Source organism: Microbispora catharanthi (assembly GCF_006334915.2).
Classification (GTDB): domain Bacteria; phylum Actinomycetota; class Actinomycetes; order Streptosporangiales; family Streptosporangiaceae; genus Microbispora; species Microbispora catharanthi.
On record NZ_VDMA02000017.1, the window covers coordinates 111,149 to 136,792 of the forward strand.

The 25,644-nt window shown below is 71.9% G+C and carries 28 protein-coding genes; 15 read left to right on the forward strand and 13 right to left on the reverse strand.

The genetic code is table 11. The features are described from left to right. Positions 1 to 84: 84 nt before the first annotated feature. Together FH610_RS28725 and FH610_RS28730 are read right to left on the reverse strand one after the other, a co-directional pair. A complete protein-coding gene (locus tag FH610_RS28725) occupies positions 85 to 1,275 on the reverse strand; it encodes a MalY/PatB family protein (protein ID WP_139578148.1) in 1,191 nt (396 codons plus the stop codon). After that, entirely contained in the window at positions 1,272 to 1,760 is a 489-nt protein-coding gene (locus tag FH610_RS28730) for a DinB family protein (protein WP_139578149.1), read from the reverse strand. Before FH610_RS28730 ends, FH610_RS28725 begins: the two co-directional genes overlap by 4 nt. An 81-nt stretch (positions 1,761 to 1,841) precedes the next feature. On the opposite strand from FH610_RS28730, the gene FH610_RS28735 reads away from it, so the two are divergent. Continuing rightward, a complete protein-coding gene (locus FH610_RS28735) occupies positions 1,842 to 2,402 on the forward strand; it encodes a CGNR zinc finger domain-containing protein (RefSeq protein WP_139578150.1) in 561 nt (186 codons plus the stop codon). Between the two features lie 4 nt (positions 2,403 to 2,406). Here the strand turns inward: FH610_RS28735 and FH610_RS28740 are convergent, their stop codons facing one another. Continuing rightward, positions 2,407 to 3,264, reverse strand: coding sequence for an alpha/beta hydrolase (locus FH610_RS28740; RefSeq protein ID WP_139578151.1), 858 nt, complete (start codon positions 3,262 to 3,264; stop codon positions 2,407 to 2,409). Positions 3,265 to 3,333: 69 nt separating this feature from the next. On the opposite strand from FH610_RS28740, the gene FH610_RS28745 reads away from it, so the two are divergent. From FH610_RS28745 to FH610_RS28770, 5 genes are all read left to right on the forward strand, one after another. Next, entirely contained in the window at positions 3,334 to 4,035 is a 702-nt protein-coding gene (locus FH610_RS28745) for a type 1 glutamine amidotransferase (protein WP_139578152.1), read from the forward strand. Between the two features lie 280 nt (positions 4,036 to 4,315). Then, entirely contained in the window at positions 4,316 to 7,324 is a 3,009-nt protein-coding gene (locus tag FH610_RS28750; protein ID WP_240809251.1) for a bifunctional [glutamine synthetase] adenylyltransferase/[glutamine synthetase]-adenylyl-L-tyrosine phosphorylase, read from the forward strand. Positions 7,325 to 7,446: 122 nt separating this feature from the next. Next, positions 7,447 to 8,835, forward strand: a complete 1,389-nt coding sequence (locus FH610_RS43925) for a hypothetical protein (protein WP_205826141.1) — start codon at positions 7,447 to 7,449, stop codon at positions 8,833 to 8,835. Positions 8,836 to 8,913: 78 nt separating this feature from the next. Next, entirely contained in the window at positions 8,914 to 10,152 is a 1,239-nt protein-coding gene (locus tag FH610_RS28765; protein ID WP_139578154.1) for an MFS transporter, read from the forward strand. After that, a complete protein-coding gene (locus FH610_RS28770; RefSeq protein WP_139578155.1) occupies positions 10,149 to 10,511 on the forward strand; it encodes an ester cyclase in 363 nt (120 codons plus the stop codon). Before FH610_RS28765 ends, FH610_RS28770 begins: the two co-directional genes overlap by 4 nt. Positions 10,512 to 10,658: 147 nt before the next feature. Here FH610_RS28770 and FH610_RS28775 read toward each other — a convergent pair whose 3' ends face one another. Both FH610_RS28775 and FH610_RS28780 read right to left on the reverse strand, forming a co-directional pair. Continuing rightward, positions 10,659 to 11,099 (reverse strand): YybH family protein, encoded by a 441-nt coding sequence (locus FH610_RS28775; protein WP_139578156.1) that lies wholly within the window; start codon positions 11,097 to 11,099, stop codon positions 10,659 to 10,661. A 14-nt stretch (positions 11,100 to 11,113) separates the two neighbouring features. Then, positions 11,114 to 12,067 (reverse strand): LysR family transcriptional regulator, encoded by a 954-nt coding sequence (locus FH610_RS28780; RefSeq protein ID WP_240809252.1) that lies wholly within the window; start codon positions 12,065 to 12,067, stop codon positions 11,114 to 11,116. A gap of 108 nt (positions 12,068 to 12,175) precedes the next feature. On the opposite strand from FH610_RS28780, the gene FH610_RS28785 reads away from it, so the two are divergent. Both FH610_RS28785 and FH610_RS28790 read left to right on the forward strand, forming a co-directional pair. Beyond that, the gene (locus FH610_RS28785; RefSeq protein ID WP_139578157.1) at positions 12,176 to 12,583 is read left to right on the forward strand and encodes a hypothetical protein; all 408 of its coding nucleotides are present in this window, start codon (positions 12,176 to 12,178) and stop codon (positions 12,581 to 12,583) included. After that, a complete protein-coding gene (locus FH610_RS28790) occupies positions 12,576 to 14,213 on the forward strand; it encodes a multicopper oxidase family protein (protein WP_139578158.1) in 1,638 nt (545 codons plus the stop codon). The genes FH610_RS28785 and FH610_RS28790 overlap by 8 nt, the downstream gene beginning before the upstream one ends. Before the next feature lie 23 nt (positions 14,214 to 14,236). Here FH610_RS28790 and FH610_RS28795 read toward each other — a convergent pair whose 3' ends face one another. Beyond that, positions 14,237 to 15,001: a neutral zinc metallopeptidase gene (locus FH610_RS28795; RefSeq protein ID WP_161628101.1), complete on the reverse strand. Its 765-nt coding sequence runs from the start codon at positions 14,999 to 15,001 to the stop codon at positions 14,237 to 14,239. A 128-nt stretch (positions 15,002 to 15,129) separates the two neighbouring features. Here FH610_RS28795 and FH610_RS28800 point away from each other — a divergent pair, with 128 nt between their 5' ends. Next, a complete protein-coding gene (locus FH610_RS28800) occupies positions 15,130 to 15,651 on the forward strand; it encodes a GNAT family N-acetyltransferase (RefSeq protein ID WP_205826142.1) in 522 nt (173 codons plus the stop codon). A gap of 98 nt (positions 15,652 to 15,749) precedes the next feature. Next, positions 15,750 to 15,971, forward strand: coding sequence for a hypothetical protein (locus tag FH610_RS28805; protein ID WP_205826143.1), 222 nt, complete (start codon positions 15,750 to 15,752; stop codon positions 15,969 to 15,971). Here FH610_RS28805 and FH610_RS28810 read toward each other — a convergent pair. Continuing rightward, on the reverse strand, positions 15,968 to 16,582 hold the full coding sequence (locus tag FH610_RS28810; RefSeq protein WP_139578161.1) for a class I SAM-dependent methyltransferase: 615 nt from the start codon (positions 16,580 to 16,582) through the stop codon (positions 15,968 to 15,970). The genes FH610_RS28805 and FH610_RS28810 overlap by 4 nt on opposite strands. Before the next feature lie 4 nt (positions 16,583 to 16,586). Further along, a complete protein-coding gene (locus FH610_RS28815) occupies positions 16,587 to 17,459 on the reverse strand; it encodes a LysR family transcriptional regulator (RefSeq protein ID WP_139578162.1) in 873 nt (290 codons plus the stop codon). A gap of 83 nt (positions 17,460 to 17,542) precedes the next feature. On the opposite strand from FH610_RS28815, the gene FH610_RS28820 reads away from it, so the two are divergent. Further along, entirely contained in the window at positions 17,543 to 18,784 is a 1,242-nt protein-coding gene (locus FH610_RS28820) for an MFS transporter (protein ID WP_205826144.1), read from the forward strand. Positions 18,785 to 18,813: 29 nt separating this feature from the next. Beyond that, positions 18,814 to 19,383: a DUF3885 domain-containing protein gene (locus FH610_RS28825; RefSeq protein WP_139578163.1), complete on the forward strand. Its 570-nt coding sequence runs from the start codon at positions 18,814 to 18,816 to the stop codon at positions 19,381 to 19,383. A 90-nt stretch (positions 19,384 to 19,473) separates the two neighbouring features. On the opposite strand, the gene FH610_RS28830 is transcribed toward FH610_RS28825, so the two are convergent. From FH610_RS28830 to FH610_RS28840, 3 genes are all read right to left on the reverse strand, one after another. Next, positions 19,474 to 19,875, reverse strand: coding sequence for a hypothetical protein (locus tag FH610_RS28830; protein ID WP_139578164.1), 402 nt, complete (start codon positions 19,873 to 19,875; stop codon positions 19,474 to 19,476). Positions 19,876 to 19,907: 32 nt separating this feature from the next. Beyond that, positions 19,908 to 20,237 carry a hypothetical protein gene (locus tag FH610_RS28835; RefSeq protein ID WP_139578165.1) on the reverse strand — a complete coding sequence of 110 codons (330 nt, stop codon included), beginning with the start codon at positions 20,235 to 20,237 and terminating at the stop codon, positions 19,908 to 19,910. A 110-nt stretch (positions 20,238 to 20,347) separates the two neighbouring features. Beyond that, a complete protein-coding gene (locus tag FH610_RS28840) occupies positions 20,348 to 20,710 on the reverse strand; it encodes an MmcQ/YjbR family DNA-binding protein (protein WP_161628102.1) in 363 nt (120 codons plus the stop codon). A 265-nt stretch (positions 20,711 to 20,975) separates the two neighbouring features. Here FH610_RS28840 and FH610_RS28845 point away from each other — a divergent pair, with 265 nt between their 5' ends. Next, positions 20,976 to 21,740, forward strand: a complete 765-nt coding sequence (locus FH610_RS28845) for an SDR family NAD(P)-dependent oxidoreductase (protein ID WP_139578167.1) — start codon at positions 20,976 to 20,978, stop codon at positions 21,738 to 21,740. A 119-nt stretch (positions 21,741 to 21,859) separates the two neighbouring features. After that, positions 21,860 to 22,231 (forward strand): nuclear transport factor 2 family protein, encoded by a 372-nt coding sequence (locus FH610_RS28850; protein WP_205826145.1) that lies wholly within the window; start codon positions 21,860 to 21,862, stop codon positions 22,229 to 22,231. A 187-nt stretch (positions 22,232 to 22,418) separates the two neighbouring features. Here the strand turns inward: FH610_RS28850 and glnA are convergent, their stop codons facing one another. Together glnA and FH610_RS28860 are read right to left on the reverse strand one after the other, a co-directional pair. Further along, positions 22,419 to 23,843, reverse strand: coding sequence for a type I glutamate--ammonia ligase (gene glnA / locus FH610_RS28855; protein WP_139578168.1), 1,425 nt, complete (start codon positions 23,841 to 23,843; stop codon positions 22,419 to 22,421). Between the two features lie 168 nt (positions 23,844 to 24,011). Beyond that, positions 24,012 to 25,046: a hypothetical protein gene (locus FH610_RS28860; RefSeq protein WP_139578169.1), complete on the reverse strand. Its 1,035-nt coding sequence runs from the start codon at positions 25,044 to 25,046 to the stop codon at positions 24,012 to 24,014. Between the two features lie 130 nt (positions 25,047 to 25,176). On the opposite strand from FH610_RS28860, the gene FH610_RS28865 reads away from it, so the two are divergent. Continuing rightward, positions 25,177 to 25,638, forward strand: a complete 462-nt coding sequence (locus FH610_RS28865; protein ID WP_139578170.1) for an RDD family protein — start codon at positions 25,177 to 25,179, stop codon at positions 25,636 to 25,638. Positions 25,639 to 25,644 lie beyond the last annotated feature (6 nt).

The window sequence follows — 25,644 nt, forward strand, 5'->3', positions numbered from 1 at the left end:
CACCGGGGTACACGCCCCGGAGGTTGACGCGGCGCCGGCCGGATGGCCGCGGAGATTCTCGACCACCGGCCGGCGGAGCCTCGCTCAGGACGAGCCGCAGGACACGGCCGCCGTGATGCGGCCGAGGATCTCGTCCAGGACGGTGGGGCTCGTGGCGAAGTTGAGCCGCGCGAACCCGGCGGTGTCCACCGGCGTCTCCTGCGCGAACTCGGCGCCCTCGGCCAGCTTGACCCCCGCCTCGCGTTCCAGGCGCTCGGCTGGGGCGACGCCCCCGAGCGGCGTGCCGGTGAAGTCGAACCAGCTCAGGTAGGTGGCCTGTGGCGAGTGGTAGCCGAGGTCCCATGGCAGGTCCGCGGCCCACCGCTCGACCGTCCGCCGGTTGCGCTCCAGCGTCCGCATCAGGTCGGCGTGCCAGTCCGCCGACTCCCGCCACGCCGCGACCGTGGCCGCCCGGCCGACGACGGCCGGCGTGCCGAAGTAGTCGTACGACATGCGCGACAGCGCCTCCCACACGCCGTCGTGCCCGACGTGGGCGACGGCGCAGCGCAGCCCGGCGATGTTGAACGTCTTCGTGGCGGAGGTCGCGGTGATGGTCCGTGCCGCCGTCGCGGGCCCGAGCGAGGCGAACGGGACGTGGCGGTGCGGCGCGTAGGCGAGGTCGGCGTGGATCTCGTCCGAGACGACGACCAGGTCCAGCTCCTCGGCCGCTTCGGCGAGCGCTTCCAGCTCCTCCCGCGTGAAGACCCGTCCGGTCGGGTTGTGCGGGTTGACGAGCACGAGCATCCGGCAGCCCGCCGCCCGCAGCCGGTCGGCCAGCCCCTCGGCCGCGAAGCCCCAGCCGTTCCCGGTTCGCGTCATGGGCAGCGGCACGATCCGGCGCCCCGCCCGCGCGATGCTCGCCAGGAACGGCGGATAGGACGGCACGTGGATCGCCACCCCGTCGCCGGGCCGGGTGGCGTGCTCGACCATCACCTGGAGGATCTGGATCAGGTCGGTCAGCACGCGGACGCGCCCCGGCCGGGGCGTCCAGCCGTGCCGCGCGGCCATCCGCTCCGCGAACGCCTCGGCCACCGGATCCTCGCCCCGCCAGAACGGGTAGCCGAAGTCCTCCCGCTCGGCCAGCCGGATCACGCACTCCCGTACGGCCGGCGGCACGCCGAAGTCCATGTCGGCGACCCACGCGCCGAGGACGCCGGGCGCCAGGGAGCCCCACTTGACGCCGTAGCCGGACCGCAGCCGGTCGACGTCGACGTGGGCGAAGGGGTCGCTGGTCATGATCGTCCTTTCGTCCCGGAGCCGGCCGCGGAGGCGACGATCCAGTCGCGCAGGATCTCCATCTGGCCGTGGTGCTGGGCCAGCTCCTCGTACACGTGCAGGAGCGCGGCCCCCTGGGTCAGCTCGCGAGCGGGCCCGAGGAACGCGGCGGGCGGCGTGCCCCGCAGCGGCTCGGCCGGCCGCGCGGTCCGCACGTCCACCGCCAGCCGGTCGCGTACGGCGGCGGCCCGTTCGAGCAGGGGCCCGACCGGCCCAGCGGCGGCGAACTCCGCATCGCGGTCCCGGGCCACCTCCCGGCCCGCCACCAGCGCGCCCGCCCAGTACGAGACCACGCCGAGGCAGTGGGTGAGCAGGGCGTGGGGAGAGTTCGCGCCGGGGAAGGGCGGCCGGACGTTGGCGAGGTCGTCGCCCAGTTCGGCGACGATGCCGGTCATCCCGTCGAGGGCCCGGCAGGCGAAGTAGAGGTAGTCGTCTTCGTCGATCACCGCGACCTCCGATGGCGTCACTGGTTCAGGGGGTGACGATAGTGCTTGCAGCACCCCGATGTCACCTGCCAAGGTGGTGACGTGGATTTCGTCTTCGTCGGCGGGAATCTGGCCCTGGACTTCGCCGGCACGCTCAAGTGGCGCCGTACCCGTGCGGAGGAGCTGTTGCGCACGCCCGGCGACCTGGCCCGATGGTCGGTGGAGGCGGGCGTGCTCACCGGGGAGCCGCCGCTCGACGGCGAGGACCTGCGCACGCTGCGCGGCCTGCGCGAGGCGGTCTACAGGCTCGTCGCCGCCGCGCTGGACGGCCGTCCCTGGCCCGGCGAGGATCTCGGCGTGCTCAACCGGGCGGCCTCCGCCGCGCCGCCGCGGCTGACGCTCGGCCCCGGCGGTCTGGCGCGGGACGGAGGCGCGGCGGAGATCGGCGCGGAGGTCGCCCGGTCGGCCGCCACGCTGCTGGCGCGAATGCCCGCCGGGATGTCCGCGGGGGTGTCCGCGGTGCGGGTGCGGGAGTGCGCCCGCACCGAGTGCACCCGCCTGTTCGTCGACCGCTCACGGGGCGGCACCCGGCACTGGTGCGGCATGGAGGAGTGCGGCAACCGGGTCAAGGCCGCCAGCTACCGTTCCCGTAAGAAGGGGTGAGCACTCACCCGGTGAGACGGGCGGCCACGACCGCGGCGCAGCGGGGGTCGAACAGGATCGTGTAGTGGTTGCAGTCCGGCACGACCTCGTCGCGCAGGCCGGGCAGTTCCGCCGCCCAGCGCGCGGTGAGGTCGTCCGGGAGCATCCCGACGTCCTGGTTCAGCAGCCCTCGCGGCGCGCGGAGAAGGAGCGGCGCCGGGTCGACGGCCTTCAGCGCCGTCCCGATCGCCTCGTGCTCGGTGAGCAGCCAGCGGCCGTCCTGCCGTACGGCGTCCTCGCGGGCGCGTGAGCGGACGGCGCCGTCCGGCCCGGTGGCGTCGTAGCGGACGTACTCCTCGATGAGCGGGGACCAGTCATCGGCGAGCGCGGGATGGGCGCGGAAGAAGTCGAGGTAGGCGTCCACGTTCGGATAGGTCTGGGAGAGCCTGACGATGGCCGGTCCGAGCGTCGCCTCCAGCACCTCGTCGGGGTCGGCGCCGGGCGGCAGCGGCAGTGGCAGGCCGCCGTCCACGAGCACCACCCGGGCGTAGCGCCGGTGCGCGCCGTGGAGCGCCGCGACGTAGGCGCCCATCGAGTGCCCGGTGAGCACGCTCGTGCCGTCCGCGCCCACGTGGTCGGCGACCCGTTCCAGGTCCTCGGCGTGCCGGTCCAGGCCGTAGGGGCCGGGCAGATCGGCGCTGTGGCCGCGCCCGCGCAGGTCGACGGCGACCAGCGACCAGCCGGGCGGCAGCGCCTCGGCCACCGCCCGCCACGACATGAGGGAGGCGGTGATGCCGTGCGCCGCGATGATCAGGCGGGGACCGCCGCCGAACCTGGCGATCCGCAGCCGTCCGCCGGGGACGGCGACCTCATCGATGTTCATGGTTCGGACTGTACGGTACGACCCTCTCAGGTATCGCCTGTCCCGATATGTGTCTTTAAGCTCTCCCATATGGGTGAACGTCTGATCGTCATCGAGCACGAGGCCGACGCGGGCCTGGGCTTCTTCGCGGGGTGGCTGGAGGCCGCCGGAGTCGAGGCCGAGGTCGTCCGGCCGTACAAGGGGGAGCCGGTGCCCGGACGCGCCGCCGGCGGGCTGCTGGTCCTCGGCGGCTCCGCGGCGGCCTGGGACGACGAGGGGTACGGCTGGCTGCCGGCCACCAGGGACCTGATCGCCCGCGCCGTGGACGAGGGCGTGCCGACGCTCGGCATCTGCCTCGGCGCCCAGCTCATGACCATGGCCTGCGGCGGGACCGTCGAGCGCGGCGACGCGGGCCTGGAGATCGGCCTGGGGGAGATCGAGACGCTGCCCGAGGCCGCCGCCGACCCGCTGCTGTCGGCGCTGCCGTCCGGCCCGGTCCGGGCGATCCAGTACCACTATGACGCCATGACCACCCTGCCTGAGGGCGCCGTACGGCTGGCCACCGGCGCGCGGTATGCCAACCAGGCATACCGGCTCGGCGACCGGGCCTGGGCCGTGCAGTTCCATCCCGAGGCCACACCCGCGATCTTCGCCTCCTGGACCGGCGGCGGGGAAGTGCCGTCCGAGCGGGCCGAGGAGCTCAACACGCGGGTCGAGGCGGCCGGAGACGAGCTTGAGCGCACCTGGAGGCCGCTGGCCGAGGCGTTCGCGGCCCAGCTCGCCCGGGGCTGACACGGGCTGACACGGGCCGACATGGGCCGACATGGGCGGAGGGGCGCGCGGAGAAAACCCGTGATGGGCCGATTACGCAGAGAAACCGCTAAGGACGTGCACAACGCGGAGGGTTAGCGTGTGCGCTGAGCCCGGCAGGTGCCGGGCGGCGACATCCAAGGTCGGTTCCGCGGCAGGGGGCCGATCTCTGCGAGGAGGCTTCCGACCCATGTGTACGGTTACTGGGAAGGTTCGTCTCGGGGGGGCCGACGTGATCGACGTCGGGGTGGAGGAAGGAACGGTGAACGCCGCGCCTCGGATACAGACGACGGCAGGGCGCCTGGCGGCGCTCGGATTCGCCGACGGTGCGCGGGCCGAACGGCTGCTCGATGAGCTCGGCCCCGAGGCGGTCGGCGACTTCGCGCTGCTCGACGACATCGTCAGGGCCGCCGACCCGGATCTGGCGCTCACCACGCTGAGCCGTCTGGTGGAGCGGGACCCGAGCGTGCTCGGGACGTTCCGCGCCGACCCGGACCTGCGCCGCAGGGTGCTCGGCGTGTTCGGGCTCAGTGCGGCGCTCGGCGAGCACGTCGTACGGCACCCGGAGTGCCTGCCGTCGATCCAGTGGACGCGGTGGCCCACGCTCGGCGACCTGCGTGAGGAGATGCTGCTCGCGGTCGGGGCGGACCCGGACGCGGCCGAGCCCGTGGCCGAGCCCGTGACCGAAGGGGGCACCGCCGGGCCGGGCACGTCCGGGCCGGCGATGGCGGCGCTGCGCGTCGCCTACCGTAACCGCCTGCTGCACCTGGCCACGCGGGACGTGACCGGCGAGTGCACCCTCGCCGAGGCCGCCGCCGCACTGGCCGACCTCGCCTCGGCCGCGCTGGAGGCCGCCCTCGCCATCGCCAGGGCCGAGGTGGCCGACGCGGGCGACGTGCGGCTGGCCGTCATCGGCATGGGCAAGTGCGGGGCCCGCGAGCTGAACTACATCTCCGACGTCGACGTCGTCTTCGTGGCCGAGCCCAAGGAAGGCGTGGACGAGACCAAGGCGCTGCAGGCCGCCACGCGCCTCGCGCAGGGCATGATGCGGGCCTGCTCGGCGAGCACCCCCGAGGGTGCGCTGTGGGAGGTGGACGCCAACCTGCGCCCGGAGGGCAAGATGGGCCCGCTCGTGCGCAGCGTGGAAAGCCACCTGGCCTACTACCGCAGGTGGGCCAAGACCTGGGAGTTCCAGGCGCTGCTCAAGGCGCGCCCGGTCGCGGGCGACCTGGAGCTCGGCCAGGAGTACGTCGCCGCGGTCAACGAGCTGGTCTGGCAGGCCGCCGCCCGGCCCAAATTCGTGGAGGACGTGCAGGCCATGCGCCGCCGGGTGGAGGCGCACGTGCCCGCGGGCGAGGCCGACCGGCAGATCAAGCTCGGGCCGGGCGGGCTGCGGGACATCGAGTTCGCCGTCCAGCTCCTCCAGCTCGTGCACGGCCGCTCCGACCCGCTGCTGCGCCGCAGGGCCACGCTGTCGGCCCTCGCCGCCCTCTCCAGGGGCGGCTACGTCGGGCGCGACGACGCCAAGGCGCTCGCCGAGGCCTACACCTTCCTGCGCCAGGTCGAGCACATGCTCCAGCTCCACCGGCTGCGCCGCACCCACGTGGTGCCGTCGGACACCGCCGACCTGCGGCGGCTCGGCCGGGGGCTGGGCATGACGACCGACCCGGTGGGGGAGTTCACCACCACCTGGAAGCGGCACGCGCTGGAGGTGCGGCGGCTCCACGAGAAGCTGTTCTACCGCCCGCTGCTGCAGGCCGTCGCGCGGCTGCCGGAGACCGAGGCCCGCCTGTCCACGGCCGCCGCCACCGCGCGGCTGGAGGCGCTCGGCTACGCCGACCCCGAGGGCGCGCTGCGTCATATCGCCGCGCTCACCAGCGGGGTCTCCCGCCGGGCGGCCATCCAGCGGACGCTGCTGCCGGTCATGCTCGGCTGGTTCGCCGACGCCCCCGACCCCGACGCCGGCCTGCTCGGCTTCCGCCAGGTGAGCGACAAGCTCGGCACCACGCCGTGGTATCTGCGCCTGCTGCGCGACGAGACCGCCGCGGCCGACCGCCTCGCCCACCTGCTCGGCACCAGCAAGTACGTCACCGGGCTGCTGCTGCACGCCCCCGAGGCCGTCGCGATGCTGGGCTCGCCCGCCGAGCTGGCCGTACGGCCCGCCGCGACGCTCGCCGCCGAGGCCGCCGCCGCGGTGGGCCGCCACGCGGAGGACGCCGAGACCGCCGTCGCCGCCGTCCGGGCGCTGCGCCGCAGGGAACTGCTCCGCACGGCCTGCGCCGACCTGTCGGAACTGATCGACATCGAGGAGGTCGGCCAGGCCCTTTCCTCGCTGAACGACGTCACGATCCAGGCGGCGCTGGACACGGCGATCAACAAGGTCACGCTGGAGCGGCGGGCCCCGTTCCCGACGCGGATGGCCGTGATCGCCATGGGCCGCCTGGGCGGCCTGGAGAGCTCCTACGCCAGCGACGCCGACGTCATGTTCGTGCACGCGCCACTGCACGGGGCGGCCGAGCGGGACGCGGCCGTCGCCGCCCACGCGGTGGCCGAGGAGACGCGCAGGCTGCTCGCGCTGCCCGCCCCCGACCCGCCGCTGCAGATCGACGCGGGCCTGCGGCCGGAGGGGCGGCAGGGGCCGCTCGTGCGCACGATCGCCTCCTATCGCGCCTACTACGACCGCTGGGCCTCGCACTGGGAGGCCCAGGCGCTGCTGCGGGCCCGGTTCTGCGCGGGCGACGCCGAACTCGGCCGCGAGTTCATCGCGCTCGTCGAGCCGCTGCGCTACCCGGCCGAGGGCATCTCCGCCGACGCCGTACGCGAGATCCGCAAGCTCAAGGCGCGCATGGAGGCCGAGCGGCTGCCGCGCGGGGCCGACCCGGCCCTGCACACCAAGCTCGGCAGGGGCGGGCTGAGCGACGTGGAGTGGGTGGCCCAGCTCATCCAGTTGCGGCACGCGGGAGCCGTACCCGCGCTGCGTACGACGCGCACCCTGGACGCGCTGCGCGCGGCGGCGGGGGAGGGCCTGCTCGACCCGGCCGACGAGGAGGTGCTCGCGCAGGCGTGGCTGTTCGCCTCGCGCATCCGCGACGCCCTCATGCTGGTGCGCGGCCGGGCGGCCGACAGCATCCCCACTCCCGTCAAGGAGCGTGTGCTGCTCGCGCGGGCGCTCGGTTATCCGCCCGAGGGCACCGAGGACTTCGTCGAGGACTACCGGCGCGCCACGCGGAGGGCCAGGACCGTGGTGGAGCGCGTCTTCTACGAGGACTGAGTCAGGCCAACGGCCGATCAAGGGTGGTTGCCGCCTTGGCGCGCGGCTTGTTCCGTATGACGTTTATGTATGCGGATCGGAGCGTTGCCATCGCAGCCCGTAACGTGTATCAACGGGTGCGGGTGATCTCTTTGATCTCGTATTACGCAGACCTGGCCATCGGGCTGATCCTGGCCTTCCTGCTGCTGTCGCTTCTCGTCAGCGGCATCAACGAGGGCATCGTCAGGCTGCTCGGAATCCGCAGCAAGTTCCTGTGGGCATACCTGCGCGACACCCTCGACGGCGCGGAGACGGCGGACGGGACCTCCCGGCTCGACCGGATCCTGGACGCGCTCAAGAGGTTCGGCCGCAAGGCGCGCACGCCGCTGACGCAGGCGGCGTCGCCGGAGGAGGGCCGCTCACGCCTGCCCGCCAGCGTGCTGGGGGTGTTCGCGCGGCTGCCGTTCGGCCGCGACCCGCGGCCCGCGTTCAGTCAGCAGCCGCCGCCCGTGGAGAGCCCTCCGCTCGCCGCCGCGGCCGACTCCGTGGCCGCCGAGCAGATGGCCGCCGAGCAGACGGCGTCCGAGCAGACGGCGTCCGAGCAGACGGCGGCCGGGGAGGCGACGGCTGGTCAGGCGACGGCTTCGGCCGAGGTCGCGGCGGGCGCGCCGGCGGACCCCGCGCACCCCGCCGGACAGGCCGATCCCGAGGAGACCGCCGCCCTCACGGTCGACCCGGCGGCGGACGGCGCGGCGGGCGGCGTGCTGCCGCCGGACCAGGGCAAGTCGATGGCCGAACTGCTCCACGAACGGCTGCAGGAGATCGACCACGCCAAGCGCGGGAGGACGAGCATCGCCGACATCCCGCCCGCGCGCTTCGCCGTCGCCGTGATGGAGATCGCCACCGAGCACGGCGGCGTGGAGGCTCTCATGCGGGACCTCGACGCGCTGAAGAGCCCGTTCTCCCGGCCGCTCAAGGCCGTGTGGGACAGGGCGAGCCACGACCTGGAGGCGTTCCGCCGCGGCGTCGAGGACTGGTTCGACGGCGAGATGGAGCGGCTCAGCCTGCTCTACCGCCGCTACGTCCGCTGGGTCCTCGTCGCGCTCGGCCTCGTCGTGACGCTGGTGTTCAGCATGGACTCCCTGGAGTACGGCAAGACCCTGCTGCGCGACAACGCCTACCGCAGCGCGGTGACCGCCTTCGGCCAGTCGGGCCCCCAGGCGCTGGAACCGCTGCGTGAGCAGTGCGAGCCGGGCCAGGACCCGTACGCGTGCGTCACCGACGTGCTGAGCACCCCGGCGTTCGTGAAGATCTTCACGCACGCCCCGGTGAGCGTCACGATGGACGCGGCCGACGGTCCGGCATGGGCCTGGCACGGCGGGGACTGGTGGCAGCGCCTCACGTCGCCGGGCCACTGGCCGGGGTTCCTCATCACGCTGATCGCCCTGTTGTTCGGCGCGCCCTTCTGGTGGGACATCCTGCGCCGCGTGAGCGGCCTGCGCGCCCGCACCTCCGGCTCCACCCCCTCCTGACCGGCGGCACCGCACGCCGCGGTGTGAGGCCGCGATATCCGGTTGCGGCGGCCGATCCCCGTGCGTACGGTCGGCCGGGTGCGTGGGCGAGGGCCGGCCGGGTCGCTGTGGCGGCACCGGGACTTCATGCTGCTGTGGAGCGGCCACACGGTGAGCATGTTCGGCTCGCAGATCAGCTGGATCGCCCTGCCGATGGTCGCGGTCGCCGGGCTGCGCGCCACCACGTTCGAAGTGGCGGTGCTGGGGGCCGTGAGCACGCTGCCGGCGCTGGTCGTCTCGCTCCCGGCCGGCGTGCTGGCCGACCGTCACCGCAGGCGGCGTCTCATGATCGCCTGCGATGCCGGAGCCGCGCTGGCCATGGCGTCGGTGCCGATCGCCGCCGTGGCGGGCCGGGTCACGATGGCCCAGCTCTACGCGGTCACCCTGGTCGTCGGCGCGCTCGGCGTGGTTTTCGGCACCGCGGCCGGCAGCCTGACGCCGGTGCTGCTCGGCGGGAACCGGCTCTCCGACGCCAACGCCAAGATGAACACCGCGCGCGGCCTGGCCGAAATGGCCGGGCCGAGCGTCGGAGGCTTCCTGGTGGGTCTCGTCGGCGCCGCCCGCGCGGTCGCCGCGGACGCCCTCTCGTACGCCCTGAGCGCCGCGGCCCTGGCGTCGATGCGCCTGCGGGAGCCGAAGCCCGAGCGCACCCCGCATCGCGGGCGCTTCCTCGGCGAGATCGCCGAGGGGCTGCGGTTCGTGCTCGCCCAGCCGGTGCTGCGCGTGCTCGCCCTCTCCGGGGCGGTCAGCGCCGTGCTGCTGCGCGGGATCAGCTCCATGTGGCTGCTCTACGTCGTGCGGGAGCTGGGCTGGAGTGCCCGGGCTGCCGGGCTCGTCTACGGCCTGAGCCTGATCGGCGGGGTCGCCGGGAGCATGGTGGCCGGGCGGGTGACGGCCCGGTTCGGCATGGGCCGCGTGATCGTCCTGGGCGCCCTGCTGTCGGCCCCCTTCGAGCTGGTCACCCCCCTCGTGCCGCCCGGCCTGGCCGGCCAGTGGACCGTCGGGCTGGTCTTCACCTTCCTGACGGCCGCCGGGATGGTCCAGGCGACCGCGGCCCAGACCGCGCGCCAGCTGCTGTGCCCGCCCGGCATGCTCGGCCGGATGAACGGCTCCACCCAGTTCATGCAGGCGGGCCTGCTGCCGCTCGGGCCGCTCCTGGCCGGCGCCCTGGGCGCCTGGATCGGCCTGCGCCCCGCCCTGATCGTCCTGGGCGGCGCGACCCTGCTGTGGCCGCTCCTGCTGTTCCTGTCACCCGTACGCACCGTGGATGTGAAATGAACACGATGGACGACGACCAGCCGCGGTCCCCCCGGCGGCTCGCGACGCGCTATTTCGAGATGTGGAACACCGGCGACACCTCGGCGGCCGAGGAGATCCTGAGCCCGGACTGGGGCGATCACGCGCATCCCGAGGTGGCCGGGCCGCAGGGCGTGCGAGAGGCGGTCGAGCGGATCCGCGGCGCGCAGCCGGACCTCCGGTTCCGGATCGACGCCGTCCTCGGGGATGGTGATCTGGTGGCGGTCGTCGGGAACGCCGGCCGCGGCCGGGACGCGGACGGCACCCCTCTGGTCTGGCTCATCCGCGTACAGGACGGCCTTCTCGCCGAGATGTGGACCTACCGCGACATCGGCGGGTGATCGCCGGCGCATCCGCATCCCGCTGCCCTGCGGGTGGCCGATCGAGGGCCGCGACCGCAGCGGCACCGCCGCGCCGCCGGCCTGGGAACCCAGGTCGGTGGCTCGGCGGGCGGCGCCGCCCGCGGCGTCCCGGACTTCCGCGACCCGTCAGGGCTCCAGGTCGGTCACTCCCTTGCCGCTCGACATGTCGAGCGGCACGGAGACCTGGTCGTGCGCGATCAGCCAGTCGCCGTCGGTCTTCCGCAAGCAGAAAGTGCCCCGGACCCACATACCGCTCGTCGCGGTCCCGTTCCTCAGCGTGCCGCTGAGCCGGCCGAAGCAGTGACCGAACGCCACCGTGTCGCCCACGGTGAGGGTCAGGTCGCGGACCTCGTAATCCACATCCTGGAAGAACGCGAACGCCCTCTCCCAGTTCTTCAATTTCGCGTCGATCCCCACATGCTGCAGCGGCGGCTCGACGTCGAAGGACACGACGTCCGTCGCGTAGAGCCGCCTCAGGCCTTCGAGATCCTTGGCCCGGATCCCTTCGACGATTCTGCCGATCTGCCGCCTGATCCTGGCTTCGTCTTCTTCGCGTTGCGTAGGCATCGCTACCCATCCCTTCATTTCGGTGTTCCTCGCTGGTTCGACCGGACAGCACCCGGAAATGTCAGGCCCTGCGAATGTCCTTGTTCTTCGCCGGTGGTCCAGTTCCAGTCGGCGATCGTGGTGCGCATCAGCCGGGCGGCGGTCGACAGGTGGCTGTCGGCGCCCCAGTAGAGGGTGACCGTGCGACGGCAGTCGGGGCTGTCGACGGCGATCCAGGCGACGGGGGCACGCGGGTCGCCGCGGCGCGCGAAGCCGGGGATCAGGCCGATGCCGAGTCCCGCGCTGATCAGATCCGCGATGGCGCTGTGCTCGTCGCTCTCGCAGACGATCCTCGGGGTGAGGCCTCGTGCCGCGAAGAGCCGGTCGAGCAGCCGGCGTAGCCAGTGCCCCTTGCGGGCGGTGACGAAGGACTGCCCGGCGAGCTCGTCGATGCTCACGGACGCGCGGCCCGCGAGCGGATGATCGAGTGGTATGCCCACACCCACGGCCTCATCGAACAGCCGCATCGACTCCAGGCCTTCGGCGTGGATCGGCTGAGAGGCCACACACAGGTCGACGTCCTGGGCGCGCAGGCGGCGGGCCATGTCCTCGGCCAGGGACCAGTGGAGCTCGATCTCGATGGAGGGATGGGCCCGCTTGTAGGCCGCCAGCGGGCCGGTGAGGGTGAGGAAGGTTTCCGACGCCAGTCTCACGGTGCCCATGCCCTCGCCGGCGGCCTCGGCGACGGCGCGCCGTCCGGCCTCGAGCTCGCCCAGGGCGCGTTCGACGTGATCGCGGAAGAGCCTGCCCGCGTCGTTGAGCCGGAGCCGGCCGCTCCGGTCGAACAGCGGTGTGCCCAGTTCGCTCTCCAACCGGGCGATGGTGCGGCTCAGCGACGGCTGGGCGGTGTGAAGCTCGTCGGCCGCCCGGCTGAGGTGCTCCAGCCGTGCCACCACCAGGAACTGCCTGAGCGAGTTCAGGTCCATCATGACTCCGTCGATATAACTCCATAGCAATATTGATCTTAGACAAGATAACTCTGCGGCCATAGCGTCGGAGCCCTCCACGGAACGAGGACGGAGTGAGGAGGGATGCGCATGCTCACCGTGGCCGCGTCCCGGACGACAACCACGGGATGGCTGCTGCGCGCCGTCGTCAGCGCCCACGCGGTGGCGATCGCCGGCCAGCCGGTGTTCGCCGGGATGTATCTGACCGGTGACTACGCCGGTTTGCGCCTGCATGCGGCCGGCGCCGACGCCGTCACCTCCATCGGGTGTCTGCAGGCGATCGTCGCGATCGCGGTCTGGATTCGGCTGCGTCAGGCATGGCCGTTTCTTGCCACGGCGGCCGTGGTGGCGGCCGAGACGGTGCAGTACTTCGCCGGGTTGGACGGGGCGCTGTGGTTGCACCTCCCGTTGGGAGTGATGACCGTCGTCGCGGTCGTGGTGCAGTTCATCGACGTATGGCGGCGGCCTCTGCTGCGTCAGGGGGCGGACAATGCGTAACAGCCGTGGCGTGACCAGGCGGCGGGCCCTGGGCATCGGCGGGGCGCTCGGGCTGATGGCGGCCACCGGGCTGACGAGCGCGGCCGCGCTGGCCCGCCGGCCGTCGCTCACCGGTGCCCAGTTGCGCAGCGACCTCCCGCTCCCGCTCCCGTTCCAGGTGCCGCTGCCGGTTCCCGCCGTACTGACGCCGGTCGGCACCTCGGGCGGGGCCGACCGTTACGAGATCACCCAGCGCGAGGCGAGCGTGGAGATCCTTCCCGGTGTCACGACGCCGATGTGGACCTACGACGGGACCTTCCCGGGGCCGACGATCGAGTCGCGCCGCGGCCGGCCGGTCACCGTGTCACACCGCAACGAGCTGCCCGTCCCGACGGTCGTGCACCTGCACGGCGGCCGGACTCCGGCGGCCTCCGACGGGTATCCGACCGACCTGCTCCTGCCGGCGGGCCGGCAGGAGCACTCCATGCACGTGGAGCACGGCTCCGGGCACATGGGGCGCGGCTCCGGGCACATGGAGCACGGTTCCGGGCACGGCATGCATGACCCGAGGGCCGTGGTGTCCGAGCTGACGCGGGACTACACCTTCCCGCTGGACCAGCGGCCGGCGCTGCTGTGGTATCACGACCACCGGATGGACTTCACCGCCCCCGCGATCTGGCGGGGCCTGGCCGGGCTGCACATCGTGCGCGACGACGCCGAGGACGCCCTCGGCCTGCCCGCCGGGCCGCGCGAGCTGCCCCTCATGATCGCCGACCGGGCGTTCGCCGCCGACGGCGGCCTCGCCTATCCCGCCCTCGATCCCACCCTGCGCGTACGGCCCGGCGTCCGCGAGCCGTACCTGGCCGGGGTCCTCGGCGACGTCATCCTGGTCAACGGCGCGCCGTGGCCCGTGCACGAGGTCGACGCGGCCCGCCATCGGCTGCGCATCCTCAACGCGTCCAACGCCCGCCACTACGAACTCGAAGCGGTCACCGGCGACGGGCGCCGCCTCGATCTCGTCCAGGTCGGCGCCGACCAGGGGCTCCTCGCCGCCCCGGTCGTCCACACGCTGTTCCCGATCGCACCCGCGGAACGCTACGACGTGGTCGTCGACTTCTCCGGCGTTCCGATCGGCGGCCTCGTCAGGGTGGTCAACCGGCTCGGCTCCGGCCGTACCCGCGACGTGATGGCCTTCCGGGTCGCGCGCAAGGCCGCCGACGACAGCCGCATCCCTCGCGCCCTGTCCGCCGACCTGCCGGCCTGGCGGCGCTCGGACGCCGTGAGGGTGCGCGATTTCGCCTTCCGCGCCGGGCAGACGCACGCGGGCCACGGCTGGCTCATCGGCGGCCTGCCGTTCGACCCCGCCCGCACCGACGTCACCACCCGGCTCGGCGACGTCGAGGTCTGGCGGCTCGTCGCCGACGTCCACCACCCCGTCCACCTGCACCTGGTCGGCTTCCGGGTGCTCTCGCGCAGCGGCAGGCAGCCGCTCCCTCACGACGCGGGACTCAAGGACACCGTCTCGTTACGGCCGGGCGAAGCGGTGGAGATCATCACCCGGTTCGACGGCTATCGCGGCCGCTACCTCTTCCACTGCCACAACGCCGAACACGAGGACATGGGCATGATGGCCAACCTCGAGATCGTCTAGGCCGCCCAGCCCCATCAGCCGATTCAGGCCACCTTCGAGGACGGGGCGGTCCACGTGTTGCAGGCCCCCGGGTCGCCGGACGTGAATCCCTCGTTGGCCCAGTAGGTGATCGACTTCCTGTTCCCGTCGTACTTGCTCGCCCAGCCGCGCAGATAGTAGAGCAGGTCGTCCCAGTCCTCGCGGTCACGCCGGAAGGACTTCCAGAAGCTTCGCAGGGAGGCTCCGGCGAAGCAGTAGCTCTGCAGGCTGTATCGCCGTGTCTGCTCGTGGAGTTCGGCCTTGTTCCGGTAGTCGGTGTTGAACCAGGCCCGGTAGATGCCGGTGACGTTCTGCACGTGCTCCCCGTACTTGGACGCCAGCAGGTTGAACAGGTAGAGATCCCCCGGCTCCTCCAAGAGGTCCTTCCGGAGCACGATCAGGATGGTGCGGGACGCGTCGCAGTAGTAGGCGTCCCAATCGCCCCACTTCGAGCCGCAGAACTTCGCCGGCGGCTTAGTGGCGTACGTGAGCTTCACCCGGGACTGCTTCAGACCCGCCTGCTTCAATTCAGCGGTCCAGGAGCGGTTGAGGCAATTCAATACCTCGTTCAGATAGACCTTGGCGGACCTCACGTCCGCCTTCTTCACCGGTCTTTCCCGGCAGTCGGTGGCCGGCAAGGGTCCCGCGTCATACAGGCGGTTCTCCGTGAGGGTCCTGTTCTTGATCGGATGGGCGGCGGCCGTGCCGGAGACGGCCGGGACGAGCCCCAGCGCCACCGAACCGGCGAGCGCGATCTTGGCGAGTTTCACGGACGACGAGGCTAGGCCATTCAAAAGTACACCGGAAGCCATTTTGTGAATATCGATCCGCTTGGTTCGCGCGTGGCAGTGGGGTGTATACCGGGGTGCCGGCAGCGAAAGCGGATATGGAGCGTGCATTGGTCATCAGACGCGCCGAACCGGCGGACGCGGAGGCGATCGCCGCCGTCCACGTCCGGTCGTGGCAGGCCGCCTACCCGGGGCTCATGCCCGAGGCTTATCTCGACGGGCTCACCCCGGCCATGCGCCTGCCTGTCTGGGAGCGGCTGCTGGGGGAGTCCTCCCCGCCGCGTACGGAGGTCCTCGTTGCGGAGGCGGACGGCTCCGTCGCCGGGTTCGCCGCGCTCGGCCCCGGCCGGGACGACGACGTCGATCCGGCCTCGGTGGCGGAGATCTCGGCGATCTACCTGATGCCCGAGGTGTGGGGCACCGGGGTCGGGGGGCGTCTCATGGCGGCCGCGCTGGACGGCCTCGCCACCGCCGGGTATGAGCAGGCCACCCTCTGGGTCGTCGACGGGAACGCTCGCGCGCGGCGGTTCTACGAGCGTGGCGGCTGGCGCCCCGACGGCGCCGCACAGCGGGACGAGTCGGACGGCTTCCCGCTGACCGAGGTCCGCTACCGCCGGGCCCTGCGCCGTTGACCCATCGGCCGGCCTGGTGATAGATCCTTCGGCAGCGTCGCGGTGCACCGGGCAAAGAGACCGCCGAGGGCATGGAGGCGCCGGTACAAGGGATGACCTTGACGGAGGACTCCCTCCGCCGGCTCCAGGATCTTTCCGGCCGCCTGGACCGGGCGGCGGACCCCGCCGACGTGCGCCGTGAGCTGGACAGCCTGGCCGCGCTGATGGAGACGCACTTCGTCTACGAGGAGAAGCGGATCGTCTCGGCACTCAACGCGCTGGACGCGCCGGGCTGGCACCGCTCCCGTCCCGAGTTCCTGCGTACGGACGAGGAGCGCTAGCGGCCGGGCTTCGTCCAGGTCAGGGAGTATCGGCGGAGCACGTGCCGGCGGTAGCGCACGCCGGGCAGCAGGCGGCGTGCCGCGGCCCGCACCTGCCCGTAGCTCATCCGCGGTTCGGCCACCGGCATCCCCTCGGGCCCCCGCGCGCGGCGCAGCACCTTCGTGACGCGAACGACGGGAGCGGCCGCGATCATCGCCGCCCATTCCGCGGGGGACGCCTCGCGGGCCAGGCCGACCACCACCAGCGTGCCGCCGGGGCGCAGCAGTTCGCGCATCCGGGTGAGGGCCGCGTCGAAGTCCATGTGGTGGATCGTGGACACCGAGCAGACGAAGTCGTACTCCTCGACGGGCAGGACGGCGGTGAGGAAGTCGCCCTCGACGAAGGTGAGCTCCGGCCGGCCGGGAGACAGCTCGCGGGCACACGCGATCATCTCGGGCGATCTGTCGACGCCGGTGACGCGCTTGGCCCGGCCGGTCAGCTTCCGCGCGAGCAGTCCGTCCCCGCAGCCGACGTCCAGCGCGTCGCCGCACCCTTCGGGGACGGCGCGGAGGATGCCCGGGTGCCGGGCGACGTTGGTGTTCCAGTACGGATCCGAGTCGGCCTGGCGCATCGGATCATCCTAGGGCGGGAGTCATGACGAAGTCCCGGAACCGGGTGGCGGGGGCGGCCGGGGCATGGTCCGTACGCCAGGTGAGGCCGATGGTGCGGCGGGCGGCCTCCGCCGCGATCCTGACGCCGACGGTGCCGGACTGGCCGGCGAAGGGCTCCGGCACGATGGCCACGCCGAGCCCGGCCGCGACCAGGCCCTCGATGGTCGCGAGGTCCTGGCTCTCGAAGGAGACGGCGGGGGACACCCCGGCGTCGCGCAGCAGCGCGTCGACCAGGGCCCGGTAGCCGAAGCCGACCGGAGTGGTGACGAGCTCCTCGTCCGCCAGCTCCCGCAGTTCCACCTCCTCGCGCTCGCGCAGCCGGTGGCTCGGCGGCACGACGAGCACCAGCCGCTCCTCCTGCAGGGGGTGCCAGCCGAAGTCTCCGGGTGGGCGTGGGGAGGTGATCGCGAGGTCGGCGGCCCCGGTGCGCAGGTCCTGGACGATCTCGTGCGCCGGTTCCTGGCGCAGCAGGATCCGCATCCGGGGGGCGTGCTCGTGGAAGGAGCGCAACAGCCGCGGGACGAGGGAGGTGGCGATGGAGTCGAGGAAGGCCAGGCGCACCACGCCGGTGTCCGGGTCGAGCAGGCTGCGGAGATCGGTCAGCAACTGCTCGTGACGTGCCGTGAGGTCGCGCGCGGCCGCCACCACGAGTCTGCCGTTGGGCGTCAGGTGGACCCCGTCCGGGGCGCGCTCGAACACCCGGGTCCCGAGCTCGTTCTCCACGCGGGCGAGGGCGCGCGAGAGCGTCGGCTGGCTGGTGCGGAGGATGGCGGCGGTGTCGGTCACGTGCTGGTGGTCGGCGAGGGCGACCAGCCAGGACAGGTCCCGGAGCAGCATGCCCGCCATCATACGCATCGCGTATCGAAATCCGCTTGTCCTCGCATTGGACGCATAGCGGCAGGAAGCGCACAGTCGTTGGGGTGACCGCTGTTCTTGAGACCTCTGCCGTGGAAGGACACCTGCCGGGGACCACCGGATATCGGAGGGTCGTCGTCGCCCTGTTCGCCGCCGGGGTGGCGACCTTCGCGCTGCTGTACAGCACCCAGGCGATCCTGCCCGAGCTCGCCGCGCAGTTCGGGGTCTCCACCGCGGAGAGCACGCTGAGCGTCTCGCTCACCACGCTCGGACTCGGCGTCGCGCTGCTGGTGGCCGGACCCCTGTCCGACGTCGTCGGGCGCACCCGGCTGATCCACCTGTCGCTGACGGCGTCCGCCGTCGTCGCGGCGGCGTGCGCGCTGGCGCCCGGTTGGCCGGCGCTCATGGTCCTGCGGTCGCTCCAGGGCATCACGCTGGCCGGGCTCCCCGCGGTGGCCACCGCCTACCTCCGCGAGGAACTGCACCCGTCCACGCACGCCCGCGCCGCTGGTCTGTACGTGGGCGGCACGGCGCTGGGCGGGATGGCCGGTCGCCTCCTGACCGGCGCGGTCGCCCAGGCCGGCGGCTGGCGCTGGGCCCTGGCCGCGGCCGCCGTACTCGGCCTGCTGTGCGCCCTGACCGTACGCGTGCTGCTTCCGGCCTCCCGGCGCTTCACCGCCGCCCCGGCGAGCGTCCGTGCCCTGCTCCGCGGGAGCCTGCGCGCGGTGTCGGACCGCGGACTGCTCGCGCTGTACGGCATCGGCGGCTGCTCGATGGGAGCCCTGGTCGCGGTGTTCAACACCCTGGGCTTCCGGCTCGCGGGCGCGCCGTTCCACCTCGGTGTCGGAGCCGCCGGCCTGATGTTCCTCGTCTATCCCATCGGCTCCGTCAGCTCCGCGGTGTTCGGCCGGCTGGCGGACGGGTACGGGCGCCGGACCGTGACGCCGCTGGGCTGTCTGCTGGCCGTCGTCGGCGCGCTGATCACGCTGACGTCCTCGCTGCCGGTCGTGGTCATCGGACTCGCGCTCCTCACCGCGGGGTTCTTCGCCGTCCACGGCGTGGCCAGCGGGTGGGTTCCGGCCCGGGCGTACGCGGGGGGAGTGTCCACAGGCCAGGCCGCTTCGCTCTACCTGTTCACCTACTACCTCGGGTCCTCCGTCTTCGGCAGCCTCGCGGGCCGCGCCTGGACGGACGCCGGATGGCCGGGCGTGGTCGCCCTCGCCGTGCTCCTGCTTGCCGCCACCGGCGCTCTCGCCCTCTTGCTGCGCAGGACCCCCGCCCTTGCGCCGGATAGAACATCAGGGTGACCCCCGGCAGTGCGCTCGACCCTGCGACGATGACCGACCTCTGGGACCGGCGGTGGCCCGAGTGCCCGCCGTTCGCCCACTGGCTTCGCGACCACTATCCGGACCGCTGGGTCAGATTTCACAGCCTGCCGGAGTCCAAGCGCTATCCGGACGACGAGGCGGAGTACGCCATCGTGCTCGGCCGTCACCACACCGTGCTCTCCGAACTCGATCCCGGACCACGCCTTCTGGTCGTCACGGCCGAGTGGACGGACACGCCCGCGACAACGCCTCAGCGGTGGCCGCGGCGATCAGAGGTCGCACCGGCGGCCTGGCACTGGCGGACCCTCCTCGAGGATCCCGACGATGATCCCCGCTACCGCAGCCACACCCAGCTCTACGCCGAGACGCGACCCTGGCGGCCCGGGGTCGTCGACGAACTGCTCCGGGCCGTGGCGGACGACGAGATCGCCGGCGTGATCCTCGGCCCCCCGGACCTGCGCTGGCTCTATCACCCCTACGACGGGGGCGCCGACGTGATCGCGCCCACCCGCGCGGAACGCGATGCGCTCAAGGAGCGGCATCGGGACTGGTTGTCCGCGCACCCCTTGGGCCTGTAGCTGTCACGGCTGCCACGGGCTCTCTGCCCGGCGACCACGCCGGCAGGGACGCTCGCTCTCAGGTCGGCTCGTGCCAGCCGGATCTCGTCGTCACCACAGCCCGCGGCGCAGGCGGAGGTCGCCTCCGAAGGCCTCCGCGATCACGCGTCCCGTCTCGAAGACGAACTCCGCCTCCACCCAATGGGCGGGGTCCTCGGCGTCGAATCCCTTGGTCACGCGGACAAGCCGCTCGCCGACATGTCGTACGAAGGGCACCTCGGCGGGGGCGGGCACGATATCCACACGGCTGCCGAGCTCATCCATCACGTAGCTCTCTCCTGGTTCGTCCAGCGTGATGCGCAGAGCCCAGTCGGCGGTGTCGCGGACCACGACGGTTGTCGTCTCCAGATGGAGCCACACGTGCAGGAGTTCGGGGGCGTCGGACTCGTGGGCGAACAGGGCCGCGGTGACCGCGACCAGGCGGCGGCCCTCCAGATCGGAAAGATCCGTCACTCACCACCTCCGCACGGGTCGTCCGTCTGTGATCAGTCTGGCGCCTCATGAACCCGCCTGTTCATCGGTCGCAACCGGCTCAGTGCCTCGTGGAACTCCCGCTCGCCGATCTCGTACGGAGCGAACTCGTCGAGATCCAGCTGGTCGTAGGTCAAGCCCCCGTACTCGTCCTCGTCGTGATCCGCGTCGTAGGCGATCACGGTGCCGCCGGCGTAGGCCTCGACCTGCACGTGGGCGTACCCCTCGGGGTCGAGCGCCAAATAGAACGTGCAGGTGCCCCAGTGCGCGTACTCATCCCCGCGATCTTCGTCCCACCCTCGCCGGAAGTACCGCACTCCACCGGCGACCTCTCCGCGCGACAAGCCGACTTCTAGACATGCTGCGGCTCGTGCGTCTCCGCAGCGGCAGCGAGCGGGGACCCGCAGTGGCGAACGCGGAACAATCTCGCCGTCTCGCCCGTCTTCTCGCGATCTCACACCGGCTTGTGCCGGTCATACTCGGCTGCCAGCCGCTTCGGCGCCTGCTGACGCCATGCCTCTTCCACGAGATTCCTGACGCGTTCCGCCGGGACTCTGCCGAGCTCGACCTGCAGCCCGAGGAAGCTCTTCCGCGCATCGGGGCGGCGTACGGACTCGTAGGCGGACGGGTCGGCCTGCGCTGCATCGGCGGCCTGCTGCTCGGCGACGCAGAACACTGCCGTCGTCTCGTCCCTGCCCATGCCGAGGAAGGTCCGGCCCCGCACCTTGAAGACGGGAACCTTGAACCGGAAGTGACTGACCTCTTCGACCTCGGGCAGTGCCGTGGCCCAGCGCCGGATGTCGTCAGTAGTGGTCACGAAGGGACTATATCCGCGTGCCCCCGCGGCAGCCGTCCCACAGGGCCTCGGTGACCGCGACCGGACGCCGGCCTTCCCAGCGGAAAGATCCACCCCTCTGGCACCTCCACGCCGGTCGTCCGTCTGCGATCAGCCGGGTGCCTACGGCCGCCGCGGGATTGGACTTGCGGGTCCAATTCTTACCTCGCACAGTGGCAGTGCCGCGCGGGTGACCGGAGCAGGTTCCGGTGCGGGCACAGGCAGACGAGCATGAAAGGAGCGCGTGATGAGCGGACGGCTGCAAGGCAAGCGGGCGCTGGTGACCGGATCGACGAGCAACATCGGGCGGGCGATCGCGGAGGCGTTCTCGGCGGAGGGCGCGCACGTGATCGTGTCCGGCCGCAGCGCCGAGCGGGGCGGGAGAGTCGTCGACGGCATCCGGGCACGCGGTGGCCGGGCCGACTTCGTGAAGGCGGATCTGGACGGAAGCGCCGAGGCCTCGTACGCCCTGGCGCGTGAGGCGACGTCCGTTCTCGGCGGGGGCATCGAGATCCTGGTCAACAACGCCGGGATCTACCCCGGCGACAGCACGGTGGACACCGACGAGAAGACCTTCGACCAGGTCTACGCCGTCAACGTGAAGGCGCCGTTCTTCCTGACCGCCGCGATCGCTCCCGCTATGGTCGAGGCCGGGGGCGGGGCGATCATCAACCTGGGCTCGTGGATCGCACGCTTGGGCGTTCCCCAGGGCGCGCTCTACAGCTCCACCAAGGGCGCGGTGGAGACCCTCACGCGATCCTGGGCCGCCGAATTCGGCCCTCGCGGCGTACGCGTGAACGCGATCTCTCCGGGCGTGATTCTGGAGCCCGCGTCGGGGGCGGCGCGCGCGGGTGAGGTCATGATGAACGGCACTCCGGCGGGGGGCATGGGCAAGCCGCAGGCCATCGCGCATGCCGCGGTCTACCTCGCCAGCGAGGAGGCCGCGTTCGTCCACGGCATCGTGCTGGACGTGGACGGCGGCCGTACGACCACGGCCGTCATCGCCGGATGACGCAGCGCATCGCTACGCCCGCCGTCACGGTGTGCGCCGTGACGGCCGCGCATGCGGTGCCGTCAGGGCCACCTTGAGCGGTACATCACGTCGCGGCCCTCACGTTTCCTCGCGCGTCCATGGAGGCGGTGTTCACCGTCAGCGGCCGCCTGACGCGGCCCAACGGTGCGTCACTTGTCGGGCCCGAGGCCATCGCCGCCGGGCAGAGCGAGAGCTTCGCCCGCTTCCGGGCAACCCATCACGTCAGCTCCGACCACGTCATCGACCTCGACGGAGACAGCGCCCGGCTCCGAGCCAACCTGATCGCCATGCACCTGTGGGCCGACCAGGAACGAGATCCCAATACGCTGCACACGCACTTCCTAGCCGGCGGGGTACTCCACGCTGTCGTGGTGAGCACCGGTCGGGGATGGCGCTTCGGTGAACTGTCACTGCGCAATACCTGGCGAACCGGGAGCGGGTACGCCGCTATGCTCGCGACCGGGAGATGAGAACGGCCGGTGACGGAGGTGCACTCCCGGCTCTTCCGACCGGCGACAACGGCGCGCAGGCCGATCCCCGCACGCTTGAGCGCGCGATGCGGAAAGCCCGCGGCAAGGTGCAGGACCTTCCCACGGGCTTCCCATGAACCAGCCGGACACCGCGCGATGAACATGCACGTCACCGCGCGGTCGCCGGTCACACGTCGTAGTACAGCTCGAACTCGTGCGGGTGCGGGCGGAGACGGATCGGGTCGACCTCGTTCTCGCGCTTGTAGGAGATCCAGGTCTCGATGAGGTCCGGCGTGAACACGCCGCCCTCCAGCAGGTAGTCGTGGTCGGCCTCGAGCGCGTCGAGCACCTTCTCCAGCGAGCCCGGCACCTGCGGGATGTTGCGGGCCTCCTCCGGCGGCAGTTCGTACAGGTCCTTGTCGACCGGCTCCGGCGGCTCGATCTTGTTGCGGATGCCGTCGATGCCGGCCATGAGCATGGCGGCGAAGGCGAAGTACGGGTTGCAGGACGGGTCCGGCACGCGGAACTCGATGCGCTTGGCCTTCGGGTTCGAGCCCGTGATCGGGATGCGGACGCAGGCCGAGCGGTTGCGCTGCGAGTAGACCAGGTTGACCGGGGCCTCGTAGCCGGGCACCAGGCGGTGGTAGGAGTTCACCGTCGGGTTGGTGAAGGCCAGCAGCGACGGGGCGTGCTTGAGCAGGCCGCCGATGTAGTAGCGCGCCATGTCCGACAGACCGGCGTAGCCGACCTCGTCGTAGAACAGCGGCTCGCCGTCCTTCCAGAGGGACTGGTGGCAGTGCATGCCGGAGCCGTTGTCACCGAAGATCGGCTTGGGCATGAACGTGACCGTACGGCCCGCCTGGATGGCCGTGCTCTTGATGATGTACTTGTACAGCATCAGCTTGTCGGCCGTCTCGAGGAGCGTGCCGAACCTGAAGTCGATCTCCGCCTGGCCGGCGGTGCCCACCTCGTGGTGCTGCATCTCGGTCTCGATGCCGGCCTCGATGAGGTTGCGCACCATCTCCGAGCGCAGGTCGGTGAAGTGGTCCATCGGCGGGACCGGGAAGTAGCCGCCCTTGTAGCGGGGCTTGTAACCCAGGTTGCCGCCCTCGGAGGCCTTGCCGGTGTTCCAGGCGCCCTCGATGGAGTCGATGTAGTAGTAGCCGGCGTTCTGCCTCGTCTCGAAGCGGACGTCGTCGAAGATGTAGAACTCGGCCTCGGGGCCGAAGAACACGGTGTCCGCGATGCCGGTGCCCTTGAGGTACTCCTCGGCCTTGCGCGCGACGTTGCGCGGGTCGCGGCTGTAGGCCTCGCCGGTCAGCGGGTCGTGCACGAAGAAGTTGATGTTCAGCGTCTTGTGCTGACGGAACGGGTCGAGCACGGCCGTGGACGGGTCGGGCAGCAGGAGCATGTCCGACTCGTGGATGGCCTGGAACCCGCGGATCGACGAGCCGTCGAACATGAGGCCGTCGGTGAAGACGTTCGGGCCGAAGTTCTCAGACGGGAAGGTGAAGTGGTGCGTCGTCCCCGGCAGGTCCGTGAACCTGACGTCAACGAACTGCACACCCTCGTCCCGGATGAACTTGAGGACGTCATCGGCGGAGTTGAACACTCTCGAACCTCCCAGGGGCATGGGCTAGCAACCCGAAAATAGGCCGATGCCGTTTCCGCCCCATGTCTCGATTGTTTCGCGCGTGTTAAGGGAAAGCGCTACCCGGGCGGTCGCGGCGATAACGTCGGCCCGCCGTTCCCCAGCTCCATCGTACGGCCTTCTCGCAGGTCAGGTGCCCAACGCGGCCGGGCAGCGGGGCCCGCCGGAAATGCCTGAGACGCGGTCGTAGGGGTCGACGGGCTCGCCGGAGGGCCGCGCTCCCTGCGGGTCGCCAGGGAATCGCGGGTGAACGAATCCGTTATCCGGGGCGCAATTCGCACCGAAGAGGGTTGATCTGTCCGTGTTCAGCCAGACGATGAGCTTCCCGTCCTCATGGTAGGCGGAGAACTCGCTCCTGTGGTGCTCGACGACCCTCGTCACGATCAGGGGCGTGCCGGGGCGGCTGACCGGGTGGACGAACAGATAGTCCGTCTCGATCGTGACGCCTCCGCCGGCCCTTTCGGAGATCGTCGTCTCGCCGGAGACCTTCACGACGTCGCCGACCGGCTCGGCCGCGTCCGGGGCGAGGCTGAACAGCCACGACCGGGTGCCTGAGGGGCCGCTGTCGTCCAGGCGGCGCAGGAACGTCTCGCGCTGCCGGGGGTGCAGCAGGCGGACGAACTCCTCCGGGCGGCCGCCCCGCACGGTGGCCGGGTCGAGGTGCGCGGCCGACAGCAGTCGCCGTACGCGCTGCAGGGCCTGGCCGACCTCCTTCTCCGTGAGCCCGCCGAGCGCGCGTGCCGCGGGCATGGCCAGCCCCTGCTCCCCGTCGGCGTAATCAACGGCGGGAGTGCCGGCGAACGGACCGGTGGACGGCGCCGGGACGGGGCCGTGGTCGAACAGGCCCTCCTCGCCGTCGGGGATCGGCGTCAGCACGGGCCCGGGCCGGGCGACCACGGGGCCGGAGATCATCAGGTCCTCGCCGCCCGTGGCCGGGCGGACGATGCCGAGCCTCTCCAGGACGTCGGGCCGCAGGACGACGACGAGCCCCACGAGCACGACCAGGCCGGCGATCACCACCAGCACGGCCGGACGGCGCCGCCGTCCCGGCGGCGACTCGGCCGACCCGGCCGCCGAGGTCATCCGCCGGATCTCGTCCTCGTCGAACTGCGCGACCAGCGCCTCGAAGCGCGCGTCGATGTCATCGGGGTCCGCCGGCCGCACGGTTCCCTCCAAAGCGCTCAGGTCGGAAACGATTCACGATACCGGGATTTAATGCGATAAGCCTGCCCATGATGTACGGCTTCGCGGCCGGACGCCAGACCGGTGACCCTCCCCGATACGCTGGGAAACCATGAGTGACCGGCAGCCGCGTTGGACGCAGACCTGGCTCGGGGGCCCGCGGGCAGCCGGGGTGGACCTGGGCTATCCGGGGCAGCGCCTCGGCCTGCCCGAGCAGGGCCCCGGGGCGGTCGCGGGGTGGGGGCGCAGGATCGGCGCCGTCGCCGTCGACTGGCTGCTGTGCACCTGGGCCGTCGCCGGCGGCCTGCTGCGCCTCCAGGGCAACGACGTCGGGGCCGTCGGCCTCGGGGTCTTCGCCGCGGAGTACGTCCTGCTGGTCGGCACGATCGGCATGACGCTGGGGATGCGCCTGTTCGGCATCCGCGTGGCCGGGCTCGACGGCGGGCGGCCGCCCTTCCTCGGCGTGCTGGTGCGCACGCTGCTGCTGTGCCTCGCCGTGCCCGCGCTCATCTGGGACCGCGACCGGCGCGGCCTGCACGACCGCGCGGGCGGCACGGTCGTCGTCAACCTCTAGCCGGGT

Bases quoted from the DNA above. Each gene is read 5' to 3' on its own strand.
- FH610_RS28825 (WP_139578163.1), top strand. From the start codon at position 18,814: ATGACCGACCTCTGGGACCGGCGGTGGCCCGAGTGCCCGCCGTTCGCC.
- FH610_RS28740 (WP_139578151.1), bottom strand. From the start codon at position 3,264: ATGAACATCGATGAGGTCGCCGTCCCCGGCGGACGGCTGCGGATCGCC.
- FH610_RS28845 (WP_139578167.1), top strand. From the start codon at position 20,976: ATGAGCGGACGGCTGCAAGGCAAGCGGGCGCTGGTGACCGGATCGACG.
- FH610_RS28780 (WP_240809252.1), bottom strand. From the start codon at position 12,067: ATGATGGACCTGAACTCGCTCAGGCAGTTCCTGGTGGTGGCACGGCTG.
- FH610_RS28865 (WP_139578170.1), top strand. From the start codon at position 25,177: ATGAGTGACCGGCAGCCGCGTTGGACGCAGACCTGGCTCGGGGGCCCG.
- FH610_RS28745 (WP_139578152.1), top strand. From the start codon at position 3,334: ATGGGTGAACGTCTGATCGTCATCGAGCACGAGGCCGACGCGGGCCTG.
- FH610_RS28810 (WP_139578161.1), bottom strand. From the start codon at position 16,582: ATGCGCCAGGCCGACTCGGATCCGTACTGGAACACCAACGTCGCCCGG.
- FH610_RS28785 (WP_139578157.1), top strand. From the start codon at position 12,176: ATGCTCACCGTGGCCGCGTCCCGGACGACAACCACGGGATGGCTGCTG.
- FH610_RS28790 (WP_139578158.1), top strand. From the start codon at position 12,576: ATGCGTAACAGCCGTGGCGTGACCAGGCGGCGGGCCCTGGGCATCGGC.
- FH610_RS28725 (WP_139578148.1), bottom strand. From the start codon at position 1,275: ATGACCAGCGACCCCTTCGCCCACGTCGACGTCGACCGGCTGCGGTCC.
- FH610_RS28850 (WP_205826145.1), top strand. From the start codon at position 21,860: ATGGAGGCGGTGTTCACCGTCAGCGGCCGCCTGACGCGGCCCAACGGT.
- FH610_RS28775 (WP_139578156.1), bottom strand. From the start codon at position 11,099: ATGCCTACGCAACGCGAAGAAGACGAAGCCAGGATCAGGCGGCAGATC.
- FH610_RS28815 (WP_139578162.1), bottom strand. From the start codon at position 17,459: ATGCTGCTCCGGGACCTGTCCTGGCTGGTCGCCCTCGCCGACCACCAG.
- FH610_RS28770 (WP_139578155.1), top strand. From the start codon at position 10,149: ATGAACACGATGGACGACGACCAGCCGCGGTCCCCCCGGCGGCTCGCG.